Origin of the sequence: Nostoc sp. ChiVER01 (assembly GCF_034531155.1) — a bacterium.
Classification (GTDB): domain Bacteria; phylum Cyanobacteriota; class Cyanobacteriia; order Cyanobacteriales; family Nostocaceae; genus Nostoc.
This window is the reverse complement of sequence record NZ_JAVRBS010000056.1, coordinates 1-12,573: the sequence shown is the minus strand read 5'-3', so window position 1 is coordinate 12,573 and position 12,573 is coordinate 1. Positions and strand designations below refer to the sequence as shown.

At 41.8% G+C, this 12,573-nt stretch carries 11 protein-coding genes and 1 pseudogene; 1 reads left to right on the top strand and 11 read right to left on the bottom strand.

The genetic code is table 11. From position 1 onward, the window contains the following. Positions 1-444: 444 nt before the first annotated feature. On the top strand, positions 445-1,068 hold the full coding sequence (locus RMY00_RS35630) for a TetR/AcrR family transcriptional regulator (protein WP_322652065.1): 624 nt from the start codon (positions 445-447) through the stop codon (positions 1,066-1,068). Between the two features lie 150 nt (positions 1,069-1,218). On the opposite strand, the gene RMY00_RS35625 is transcribed toward RMY00_RS35630, so the two are convergent. The 11 genes and pseudogenes from RMY00_RS35625 to nifH all read right to left on the bottom strand — a co-directional run bounded on the left by RMY00_RS35625 (position 1,219) and on the right by nifH (position 11,954). After that, entirely contained in the window at positions 1,219-2,301 is a 1,083-nt protein-coding gene (locus tag RMY00_RS35625; protein WP_322652064.1) for an ABC transporter ATP-binding protein, read from the bottom strand. Continuing rightward, entirely contained in the window at positions 2,298-2,996 is a 699-nt protein-coding gene (locus tag RMY00_RS35620; protein ID WP_322652063.1) for an ABC transporter permease, read from the bottom strand. Before RMY00_RS35620 ends, RMY00_RS35625 begins: the two co-directional genes overlap by 4 nt. An 83-nt stretch (positions 2,997-3,079) precedes the next feature. Beyond that, a complete protein-coding gene (locus RMY00_RS35615; RefSeq protein WP_322652062.1) occupies positions 3,080-3,964 on the bottom strand; it encodes a substrate-binding domain-containing protein in 885 nt (294 codons plus the stop codon). Between the two features lie 356 nt (positions 3,965-4,320). Continuing rightward, positions 4,321-4,553: pseudogene (locus RMY00_RS35610) on the bottom strand (cytochrome c oxidase subunit 3); the annotation flags it as partial. A gap of 207 nt (positions 4,554-4,760) precedes the next feature. Beyond that, positions 4,761-4,988: a hypothetical protein gene (locus RMY00_RS35605; protein WP_094332482.1), complete on the bottom strand. Its 228-nt coding sequence runs from the start codon at positions 4,986-4,988 to the stop codon at positions 4,761-4,763. A gap of 702 nt (positions 4,989-5,690) precedes the next feature. Continuing rightward, complete coding sequence (locus tag RMY00_RS35600; protein ID WP_322652061.1) at positions 5,691-6,512, bottom strand: NADPH-dependent oxidoreductase; 822 nt, start codon at positions 6,510-6,512, stop codon at positions 5,691-5,693. 122 nt (positions 6,513-6,634) lie between these two features. Then, entirely contained in the window at positions 6,635-7,345 is a 711-nt protein-coding gene (locus RMY00_RS35595) for a 2OG-Fe(II) oxygenase (protein ID WP_322652060.1), read from the bottom strand. Positions 7,346-7,688: 343 nt separating this feature from the next. Continuing rightward, positions 7,689-8,807 (bottom strand): homocitrate synthase, encoded by a 1,119-nt coding sequence (gene nifV / locus RMY00_RS35590; RefSeq protein ID WP_322652067.1) that lies wholly within the window; start codon positions 8,805-8,807, stop codon positions 7,689-7,691. A 143-nt stretch (positions 8,808-8,950) separates the two neighbouring features. Further along, on the bottom strand, positions 8,951-10,225 hold the full coding sequence (locus RMY00_RS35585) for a substrate-binding domain-containing protein (RefSeq protein WP_322652059.1): 1,275 nt from the start codon (positions 10,223-10,225) through the stop codon (positions 8,951-8,953). A gap of 351 nt (positions 10,226-10,576) precedes the next feature. After that, on the bottom strand, positions 10,577-10,963 hold the full coding sequence (locus RMY00_RS35580) for a hypothetical protein (RefSeq protein ID WP_322652058.1): 387 nt from the start codon (positions 10,961-10,963) through the stop codon (positions 10,577-10,579). Between the two features lie 166 nt (positions 10,964-11,129). After that, on the bottom strand, positions 11,130-11,954 hold the full coding sequence (gene nifH, locus RMY00_RS35575) for a nitrogenase iron protein (protein ID WP_416212129.1): 825 nt from the start codon (positions 11,952-11,954) through the stop codon (positions 11,130-11,132). Positions 11,955-12,573: the final 619 nt, after the last annotated feature.

The window sequence follows — 12,573 nt, the reverse complement described above, 5'->3', positions numbered from 1 at the left end:
TCTTTGTAAATTAATTGTTCAGCGCAAGTAAATTGGCCAGTTGTATGATATTCTTGATTTAGAGGGAATCTAAACCACTTCACGCACAAAGGATCTCCAAGCACTTGCGCTGTAGTGATGAAGCCAAATCCCATAAGTTAACCAATTGTTTGATGAACTGATGGTCTTGCTCCACAAGTTTCTGGAGGATTGTGGAAGTACTTGATCGGTAGCAGTTCTGAAGTTCGGGGGGACTTTGGTCTGCTTGCAGTTCATCAATCACTTTTGGGATAAATCTTTTATTATTTACAGATAGTTTTTTCTTAAATCCCCAGAAAAAATCAAAGCTTTGGCGAATGAAAAATAGAATAAGCAATCGATAAATAATATTATTTGCTATTTAACCAATTGGGTAAAGCAAACTTAATTGAACTTCCAGATTAATTAAATAACCTGGTGTTTAAAATGATTAAACCGAAAACAACCCGTAAATCTGTTCGCGATCGCATCCTAAATACAGCATCAGGCTTGTTTTATAGAGAGGGAATTCGCAATGTCGGTATTGACAGAATTGTTGCAGAATCTGGCGTTGCTAAAATGTCACTCTACAATCATTTCAAGTCAAAAGATGCATTAATTGAAGCATGGCTGCGACAACAGGATGAACAATGGTGTGAATGGCTCAAAACCACGATTGAGCAACGAGCTTCTAACCCATCCCAACAACTATTGGCAATATTCGATGCCCTACGGGAATGGTTTGAGGGCCCAGATTTTCGAGGTTGTGCATTCATTAATGCTTCAGTGGAACTAGCCAATGCTGACCACCCTGGACATAGAGTGGCATTAGAGCATCAACAATCTATCTACCACTACATCAAGAGCCTAGCTCAAGCCGCAGAAGTTTCATCACCGGAACAGTTAGCTAGGCAACTGCTTCTGTTGGTGCAAGGTGCGATCGTGGTTGCGATGATGGAAGGAAGTTGGTCAACTGCTTCACAGGCGAAAAAAGTCGCGACAACACTAATTCAGACTGCATCAAAATCCGGTGTTATCGAAACAGTTTTGACTGCCCAGTTAGAGTGCTAATTATCTTCATAAACCCGAACAAATGGTTGCACCGGATGATGGTTTTAATAAGATAAATACTCCGTGTATAAAATTTTAGAGTATTTTGGTAATTGGACTGACTAAATTCTTATTTATCCCGCTATTTCTAGTATAAAACCGTCTATTGTTCTAAACAAAATGTGCATCTTTAGGATTGAATGCTAGTTTAATTATCTCATGGGGATAGACATTGCCAAATATATGATTCCGAGGCACTCTGGCGATTAAAGTTTGTTCTCCCACCTTAACCCAGATACTACAAATACCAATACCATTTAAAACTCGTTCTACTAATCCTTCAATAATTACCGAACACAGTTTGTGTCGGATTGAAGAACTTGCATCGTAAACATTAAAAGTATCGCCAGATAAACAACATGTAGTAATAGGCTTTGTGAGTTCCCCAGGATATAAAAACTCTATTCCGTTTGCAAGTTTGATAAAATTTCCACGGCTACTCCGTTCTACAAGGCACGGAATAATATTATCTATCCCTACCAGTCTGGCAAGCTGCTCGTTAGCCGGTCGGCGGATGATGGTTTCCAAGTTATCATCCTGGATGATACAGCCGTCAAATAAGGCGATCGCGCGATCAGCAAAATGCAGTATATCTGTAAAATTATGACTGACTAATATAACTGCTGATCCCCTCGCTTGCGCCCATTGTCTAATTTTCTCGATCATCTGAGGACGTATTCCCACATCTAAAGAGGCAGAAGGCTCATCCAAAAGCAGCAATTCGGAATCAGCAACTAAACCGCAGGCAATACAAACTCGTTTGGCTTCACCACCGGACAGAGAACGAGCTGACTGATTTGCCAGGTGTTCACAGCCAAAAGTTGCAAGTGCGGTATGTACCGTTTGCTTAATCTTGTGTGTTGGTGTTCCCCGAAACTTTAATACCTTGGCAACATTATTAAAAACAGTGTCATCCAGTAGTAAGGTTTCTTGAAATACCAAAGCCGAACGACGACGCAACAATGTTTTATTGGTATTGCGGACATCCTGGTCAAATAATTGCATCTCACCACGGTAAGGTTGCAAGAGATTGATTGTTCTTAACAAAGTGCTTTTACCAGCGCCATTGGGGCCAAGCACAGCGACCAATTCTCCTGGACGGACTGTAAAATTTTCAATTGACAGGATATTTTTACGTGTTTTGCTATGGACGCTAACCTGTCGCATATTCAGGACATACTCGTTAATATTCATAAAATTTTCTTGTCATGCTGTAGGATAGTCAGCAATACGATAACGGTGTATGTAACGATCAGGAGAATGTATGCGATCGCCATCGCCACATCGTAATTTCCTTTCCCTACTTCCAAGACGATCGCTGTAGTCAGGACTCTAGTCTGCCCCTTGATATTGCCGCCTACCATCATAGATGCACCAACTTCCGAGATGACGCGACCAAAACCAGCCATGATTGCAGCCATTAACCCTAACCGTGCTTCCTTGATTAGCAACCAGTTGACTTGCCACTGTGTCGCCCCCATTGATAACAATCGCCAGCGTAGTTTCGGATTAATACTGATAATTGCCGCAAAACTGAAGCCAGCAACAATTGGAAAAGCAATGATAGCTTCGGCTACGATCATCGCTGTGGGCGTGTACATCAAATCCAGATTTCCTAACGGGCCAGATCGCCACAAAAATAGACTGACGAATAAACCGACTACGACAGGTGGTAATCCCATACCGAAGTTAATCAAACTAGTTAGAGTCTGCTTGCCGATGAAATCCACTAATGCTAGCCATAGTCCTAATGGTAGTCCCAGTAAAACGCTAATGGCTGTAGCTGTTCCAGATACGAACAATGTCATTGTCATGACTTGGATAACGTCGCGATCGCCACTGGTTAATAGCTCAAAAGCTTTGAAAGCTCCTTCGATGATTGTATTCACAAATACAACTCTCTTAAAAAATTGGGAAAGAATACTCAAATATGCAGAAAAGCAACCCTTAATTAGCTGATGCTCAAGTTTTTCTAAAAGCCGTAATCTTTTTCCGTTTTACCAGCATCAACATAAAATAGCGGTTGTCCGAACTCTTTTTTACCGTGGGCTGCAATCAGTGTCTGTCCTTCAGCAGATAAAACAAAATCAATAAACGCTTTAGCTCCAGCACTATTCACTCTAGGAAATTTCTGAGAATTTACTTCCATGACATGGTATAGATTTAACAGTTTCTTGTCTCCTTGCACTAGTATGGGCAAAGACAGGTTTTTCTTCTGAAATATATAGGTTGCTCGATCTGCTAAGGTATATCCTAATTTTTGATTAGCGACTTGCAAAGTTTGCGCCATTCCTGAACCTGTTTGCTGATACCAAGTACCAGATGGTGTGATGTTTGCTTGTTTCCATAAATCTTTTTCTAGTTTGTTAGTACCTGAGTCATCACCCCGCGATACAAACAATGCTTTGTTTTTAGCAATCAGACTGAACGCTTCCACAGCATTCTTTTTACCTTGGATCTTTGCCTTGTCTGCATCTGGGCCGACAATTACAAAGTCATTATGCATTACCAAGTGGCGATTAATTACCGCACCACCTGACAAAACTTTGCGTTCGGCTTTAGGTGAATTGACGAATAGTGCGTCAACTTCACCTTTTTCAGCCATAGCCAAAGCCTGTCCAGTGCCGACTGCAACCTTTTTGAGCTTATATCCTGTTTTCTTTTCAATCGCCGGAACTAAATCATCTAGCAGCCCGCTATCCTCAATACTCGTTGTCATCGCTACGATCACATCTTTCTTCGCTGGGGACTGTCCAAGAATTGGCTTTTGGTTGACTAGATTATTAGCAAAGCCGATGCAAAGAATCGCTAGGAAACTTACCAAACACCCATCGCGCACAGCCCGATGATTGATCATTGCGCTCTCCTACCAATCTTTATGCCAATATATTTTACTCACGCAAGTAAAGCTTACATTGGAAAGTATAAGCAAGATTGACTAGGAAATCAACCATTTATGTTGTTTTCCAGACAATTATGATGGTTATACCAATTCTTTATGAAGATGCATAGAATTAAAAACGAACCGCCAAGAACGCCAAGAGCGCCAAGAAGAGAGGGTTAATCATTTTGTGCAGCTTCACATTAAATTGGTATTAGAAGGATTCTAAATATTACAAAGTCGTACAATCTGTTCAGAAGGAGAAGCAAGAAAACAACGAGAGATCGCATTCAACTTCTTAGTATATTTATTCCAGAAATTGAACAATGATTGACAAAGCTACTAGAAACAAGAATTACCGTATTAATTGCCGGATCTCTGACTTCCAGTCCAGAAACACCAGCTGGTAGCCAGTCAGTATTTGCTGTTTTATAGACAATATATGCTGTAAAAAACCGAGGAAAATGAAAGTCTCTGACAGCAAGAAGACAATGAAGCCGAACATCTTACTGCCTTCTTCATCATGGGTATGCTCGTGTGAGGGATGATATGATTCTTCTGAAATTGCGGAACAACTCTACTAAAATCAAAATGAACTTGTAACCAGTTATTGGAACTTGAAGTTATCCCCTTTAGCATGGTGTTTCCTAATAGATTAGATTCATTTATCTCCATAACTGAAATAGTGCTGAGTATCTAGCATCGATTACTCAGCACTTGGAACTGTATTCAATTCCCATTTAGCTATAGGGTTTAACTCAGCCCTATTAAACTATTTGGAACCGTTTAGTTTATGGGCGGTTTCGGCAGTTTTCATCTTTGATGCTGCGGTTGTTAAGTTATTCGCAGCTTTGACGATCTCTTCTAAAGTTTCGTTAACCAGATTCTCATCAAGAGAGGTTTCTGATAAGTAAGTTTCGATAAAAATCTCCACTCGACTAACAATTATTTTGCTTTGAGAGCGTAGTCTGTTGAGGTCTTTGGTAGATAGATTATTCATTGTTTGAAGTTCCTTTGGTTTTGCGGGTTAGTTCTACATTTTTGGTCAGCCTGTTGACTGCTTAAATACCTTCAGATTCCTCAAATTATTACAAAGGTTTCAAGCAGGAGAATTGCTGTATCTGACAAGTTAGCGAGTCTATTTTAGGACTTACGCACTGAAAACGTAAAACTACTGGTCTGTCAAGTCAATTTTGACAAGTAGATAAATTCTTCAATTTCTCTTCCTTTCTTTTTCCTTGCTTCGTGTACTTCGTGTCTTTGTGGATCGTCCCTTTACCTTTTAAACTTCGCTTGATAGATTACTATTGGTCTGTCCCATTAATTCTGAGAATTAAGAGAACGAACCGCAAAGGACGCAAAGAGCGCAAAGTAGAAGAGGTAAAGAAGAAAAATTTAAAACTGATTCACCTATCAAAACTTTTGGGACAGACTACTAGGATTTGAGATTGCTTCTATTAGAGATGCTGCACTCGCAATGACATAATTATGTTACGGCGCGTAAGTTCTATATTTATTCCTGAGACTTACGCACCAAAATCATCTTTTGAGACTGAGTGTAAGGTTTTAAGCCTTTAAGCATCAAAAGCTTTAGTCCAGATATCAGAAGTTCTCCTTTAGTCGCCGCTCTTGCTAGCTTACTTAAGATTAAGGGTATGGTGAATGCTTAGAGTTCTTTGTGTCTTTCGGCTGTTGACTCCTTTTATAGCAATTTGAAGCCGAAGTTATTCAGAGTATCACGTAAGTACTTACACCCTTTTAAATAGTCTAAAGTGGCAATCCGCTCGGCTGAGTGTTGCGACCAATCACCAGCGACATTCATCTTTTGTTCAGTATAGAATTCTTTCATGATGTCGTTGTAGTGAGCGATCGCTTCATCTTGCTCTGCCAATTTATAGGTTTCCCGGTGGAATACAGCTGGCTGAGGTAGACGTGGCTTAACAACAGGTTGTGCTTCAGGATTGGGATAACCCACACACAATCCAAACACAGGGAATACAAAAGGTGGCAAATTCAATAATGTGGCTACCTCTTGAGTACTTTTGCGGATTGCACCGATATATACCGTTCCTAAACCAACAGATTCAGCAGCTATGATCGCATTTTGCGCTGCGACTGAAGCATCGACTATGGCTTTAACCAAGAGTTCTACGTAATCCAGGGCTACGGGAGTTAGTCCGCGACTTAGGGCAACATGAGCCAGACGACCTAAATCTGCTAACCAAACGAAGAATACGGGAGCTTGGTTAATCCATACTTGGTTATTAGCCAGCCTGCATAATTCTGCTTTGCGTTCTTGATCTTCAACTGCTACTACACTCCAGGTTTGCATATTAGCTGAACTAGGAGCAGATTGAGCAGCAGCAACTAGCCATTCTAGGGTTCCTGGTGGTAAAGGATCGGATAGATAAGACCGGACTGAACGGTGAGCTAGTAGTGTTTCTAGAGATTCGTTCCAGTCAATTTCATAATTGAAGGGAATCTCACCGTAGCGCGATCGCAGTAGTTCTGTAGGATTGGTCATAGTCAGCTTTTGAACCTGAACACTTTTTGACGATTTCAGAGGGATTACCAACAACGAAAAGGAAGAACCAGAAAATCAGGAGGCTGATTTTCTAACAAAAGTAGAGAGAAAATACTTAATTGCTACGCAGCTAGCTGGGTTTCTCCAAAATCTGAAGTTAGATCGTTCCGAAAAAAAGCAACTCGTAAAGCTAGCCGAGACTCAGATGCAGGGCAAGTAAGCGGAGTAACCGTATGCCAAGAATTGTCAGAACGTACGATTGCAACTGAGGAATCGCTGACGGGTAGAATGTCTTGGAAGGCAGATTCTGGCTGGGAGTCTTTGAGAATTCGCAAACAGCCTCCCCAGTCTACAGACCATTGTTGATTGAAAAATAGCAGATGAGTTAAAACTTTGTTCGGCTCGTCTGTATGAGGACGATGGGAGTGTCCAAAATTATACCGACGAAACCCAATACCCATTGCACAGTTTTTTAACTCTAACCCAGACATTTCGGCTAAAGCTTTGCGGTAAGAATCTGTCCACAGTTCTTCTATCAACTGGCGCCAGGTATTACTAAGGTGTCCCAAATCACTAGTAAATTTCCCTTCTGCAATGCGCTGCTGCCAGCGACTATCGCCAAATCTGAGCATTAAGGAAATATCCTCACTAGTGACAAACATTTTTCTCCACAGATATCCGTATCCCTCCCCTTCCGACAAATGAAACTCTTCGTGAGGAAAAGTGGCAGCTAGTTCTAAGCTTGCTTCTGGTGAAAGCAGGTTTTTGATCAAAGCCCAATTGTATGGAACTTTTTGCATTGCTGTGGTACGAATGGAATCAAAGTTAAGCATGGTAGAAAAAACGCTTTAGTAAAATTAACCAATCATGATTACCCTGGACATCAAGTGGTATTGGAGCATCAACAACCGATTTACCTCTGCATCAAGAAGCTTTGCTCAAGAAGCAGTTGTTTCATCGCCGGAACACTTAGGAGTCATTCCAATCAATTTCGTGATTGAAAGGAATTTCACGCGATCGCAATAGTTTGTCTCGTCGCACGCATCGCAGTAGTTGTGTTGGATTTGTCATAATCAACTTTTGAACTTGAACGCTTTTTTACGATTTCAGAGCGATTACCAACCCCATTGCAAATTTGTTTAGGTACAAGACAACTCGCCTTGTAGATGTGTGCGTTCATCCTTGGGGAACCAAACTCAGGAGTTCTTCAACAGTGAGACTGCGTTTAACTTTTACTGACTGATGCTTTACAGCATCTAGCACTGATTGAATTTCTAGTTGACTGAGCGTGATTCCATGTTCTTGCAGCACACTAAATATCAGATGCCGACCGGAATGTTTGCCTACAACAAGGCGACGTTCCCAACCAACATCTTCCGGTGCAAACGGTTCGTAAGTACCAGGATTTTGCAACACACCATGAGCATGAATCCCCGACTCGTGTGCAAAAGTATTTTCACCCACGATCGCTTTCCAGGGAGGAACCGACCAATTAGCAGCTTTTGCAACTAACCGTGATAGTTCCAGCAATCGTTTTGTATTAATACCTGTTGGAATGCCGTAGAGGTGTTTCAATGCCATCACAATTTCTTCTAATGCCGCATTACCTGCGCGTTCGCCAATCCCATTTACGGTAGTGTTGACCGATCGCGCCCCTGCTTCAATACCAGCTAGCGAGTTCGCCATTGCCAGTCCAAAATCATTATGCGTGTGCATTTCTATCGGAATGAATAGATGATGCACAAGGGAGCGAACTTTACTGTAAGTGTTCAAAGGGTCGAGAATTCCTACAGTGTCACAAAAGCGAAACCGGAAAGCTCCCAACTCTTGAGCATAATACGCCACATCCAGTAGAAAAGATGGATCGGCTCTGGAAGAATCTTCTCCGCCAACAGATACAGCTAAACCGCGATCGCAAGCAAAATTAATCGCATCCCGCAGAAGATCCAGCATTACCTGCTGCTTACCCCCAAACTTGGCGGCAATCTGAATTTCTGAGACAGGAACGGAAATATGCACCCGTTCCAAACCACAATCTATAGATGCCTGGATATCAGACAATTTAGCACGGTTCCAGCCAAGTAACTGGGCATTTAATCCCAGATTAGCGATCGCTCGGATCGACTCTGCTTCTTCTTGTCCCATTGCCGGAACGCCAATTTCTAGTTCTGGAACACCAATGGCATCAAGAAAAGTAGCGATCGCAATTTTTTCTTCAACATTAAAGGCTACACCCGCAGCTTGTTCACCATCTCGCAAGGTTGTATCATTAATTTGAACTGGATGTTTGTTCATAGTGAAGTGACGATTCATTTTGTAGCTAACTTGTTGGGTAATTTTGATTTGCTTGAGTAATTAGTAATTGAAAGACAAAGCAGCTAACTTGAGTTATGGAAACTAAAAGACATATTTCTTAACTGGAGTGTAACAATTACGAATTACGAAATATTTGCTACCACTTCTCCAATATTGCTAGTGTCATAGCCGCCGAGAATCTCTAATTGCGATCGCACTAGCTGATGTCCCAAGATACTGAGAAACTGCTTTACTGGTTCTTCTTCCAGGTATTCTTTAATAATCACCAAGTCATATCGCGCCCGATGAAGGGGGATAAATCCCAAACCAAAGGCAGTAGCTATAGATGCCGTACTGATACCTGCATCAGCGATTCCTGAGACTACAGACAAGGCAACATCTTGATGGCTATGAACGATATGGTCAGATCCTTTAACTTTGTGCAATGGCACTCCTTCCTCTTGGAGTTTCCGTTCTAAAAGCATCCGACTGCCAGAACCTACTTCATGGGTGACAATAGTTGCTCCAAATTCGACTAAGTCGGAAACTTTTTTAACTCCCATTGGGTTTCCTGGTGGGACTAACAAACCTTCTTCCCAAACTCCAAGGGTAATCAAAATTGCACTTTTATCTGTTAATGCTTTCCGTACAAAGGGGATATTATGTTCCCCAGTGTCAGCATCGTATAAGTGCATACCTGCAATGTGAACTTCACCTCGGCACAAACTACGCAATGCAGCCCCGCTATGGGCGAAACGATAATGAATTCGTAGTTTTGGATGCCAACGTTCAGTTGCTCTTGCTAAGAGGGAAAGCACAGGTGTACAACCAGCAATCACAACTGTATTGTGCAGTTTATCCATATCATCTAGAAGCCGAACCTGGACTTTATTTGTACCGATCTGGTTCTGTGCTTCATCCTCAGAGTGAGCCTTGTTACTAGCTACCTCGGTCACTGAGGGTAGCCGAAGTGCTGACGCTAATGGCAATTTGCTGATGCAAGGGAATTCTTTTACTCTTACGGATTCCGCAGTCTCTTGACTTACCGCAACTGTCTCACCATCAGCTGGAATCATTTCGATCCGAAAAGCATCGTTCCCAACGAGAGGATAAGCTATCCATTGATCCCCAACCCGCGCTAGACTAACTCGCGATCGCTGTTGCTTAGGGACTGATCCCGCAAGAATTGCCTCAACTTCTGGTAAATCTTCCTCAAACCAGAATAAGTCCTCGACTTGGCAACCAAGCGCTTTAGCTAAACGTAGTGACATAGCAACAGAAGGAGCATATTGTCCTAATTCCACACCACCAATACTCTGACGAGTTACGCCAGCTATATTAGCTAATTCTTGTTGACTCATGCCCAAGCGAGTTCTAATTGACTTCAGGTTATTGCAAAGATTCACATCCAGTTTCATGAGGCTGTATCTCTCCGTTAGAAAAAGCCGCAGCAGATAAACTTAAATTTGTTGGGTCAATAGCAAGGTTTTTTAGTGTCGCTATTTTTGTTGTCAGACATCTTGATGTTTTGACAATTTTGCTTATTTTTTGCAAGTATAGCATCCATATCGCTAAAATACTTGCACTTTGGGATACGATTTTAGTGATTTAGCAATCGCAGTCGGCAAGCTATATCACCAACACAAAACTTAGTACAGCTTTGCATTAATTCGTAGCGAATAGACTCAAACAGACTTTGCGTTATACTCTGCGCCCTTTGCGTTTAAATTTCAACCCTCAATTCGCCACGGTTTGACGCAAAACTGTACTTAGTCCGAGTGCGGTAAATCCTGATCTAAATGCCAATTGCCTTTTTTAGTTGGGACTGCCACCCACTGGAGTTCCAACCATAAGATCGGATTCTTTTCCTTCAATCTTGAGGCGGGATCGCGGATAATGCGTGTGGCATTTATGCAAACAGCCTGACATATCCCCAAGTTTTGGGCAACGTCTCTAAAAACGTCTTTGTTGGCATTAATCGAGGCAAACAGCATATTAGGATAATAAACAACAAAATGTTGTATAAGTTTTGGAGGACAACCCCAGTAAGAGTTTACGAGTTCGACATGGCAGTACTGGAGCAACTCGCCGACTTTGGCACAGCGTTCCTTGACTACGGTAGTAAATTTTTGGACTAAAACCTCTTCGGTCAACATAATGAGTTCTCCTCCTTCAATGAGGTAGACGAATTTTGGCGTAGTTCAGAACGCTGATTTCTCAAATGGTGGTAAGAAGTTTACGCAGTTTTTTCTGCTTTTTCGAGTCAGAGATTGCCAATTGCTCCAGAAACTTTGTATGAGGGATAACCCCTACTGCATCGTCCTAGTCAAACAACCCAAACTTTACCAGCAGTTCCTCTAGCTGATCGTTAGACATAGATTTCGGAGTGACAAAATCTGTATTTTGGTCAATTGCCATTGCCAGGTTACGATAGTGCTGCGCCTGTTCACACTCAGGAGCATACTCAATTACCGTCTTGCGGTGGAACTCTGCCCGTTGCACTATGTTGTCTCTGGGTATGGAGTAAATCATTTGAGTCCCTAGTTTCTCTGCCAGAGCCTTAATTAGATCGTTTTCCTGATCGACTTTGCGAGAATTACAGATCAATCCTCCCAAACGTATACCGCCTATAGGAGCGTATTTTTGAATGCTTTGGCAGATGTTATTAGCGGTATACATCGCCATCATTTCCCCAGAAGTGACAATGTAAATTTCTTGAGCTTTGCGCTCACGAATGGGCATGACAAATCCACCGCATACGACATCACCCAGGCCATCATAAAATGTATAATCTAGTCTAACTGCATCATCATAAGCACCTAATTGTTCTAGCAACCCAATTGATGTCAGAATGCCTCGACCTGTACATCCCACACCAGGTTCCGGCCCACCCGATTCCACACACAATGTCTTCCCCCATCCCTCTTGGCGGAAGTCTTTTAAATTCACATCTTCTTCTTCTTTACGCAACGTATCAAGTACAATCTTCTGGTGGAATCCCCCCAAAAGGAGCCGGGTGGAGTCTGCTTTCGAGTCACACCCTACAACCATCACCTTACGACCTATATCAGTCAGTCCAGCCACTACGTTTTGAGTCGTTGTGGACTTGCCAACTCCCCCTCTTCCATAAATAGCGATTTTCCGCATAAAAACCTCGGTAATGGCGCAGACTTATTAATTCGGCTCCAAGATTATGGTGTAATCAAGCAGAGTATTGAATCAAATTGGAGTTTTAATTCTTGAAAATGTTTACTACATAGTTTGTGACTGCATTGATGCTGTTAGATAGTAGACATCAGCCGTCTATCCAGCACTATAAATATTGCAGTTACTTGCTAGAAGTTAACCAGCGTTTTACAAATATGGCAGTAAATATTAGTGGGATGCGAGATACAACAAGAGTACCAAAAATTAGTCAGAATCCTGTCACTAATAATTCAAGAAACTTCCAAAGATACGGCAGATGCATAAGAAATTTTCACTTCATCACAGCAAGACAAGCATTATTTTCGCTGCAAAGAAGATACATAGAAAAATCAGTCCAGCCTACGCTATGGCAACGGCTTCGCCAAACGAAAAACCGATTTTTGGGCGGTTTTGCTCCACTTCGATTAACGTTATGCCGTCACCAATAACTGATGAGGCTGGGCTGATACTCACTTCAAAGGAATCTAAGGAGTTTTTATTCTGGTTTTAGATTCCCTATAAATAAAGAATATCATACAACTGGCCAATTTACTTGCGCTGAACAATTAATTTACAAAGA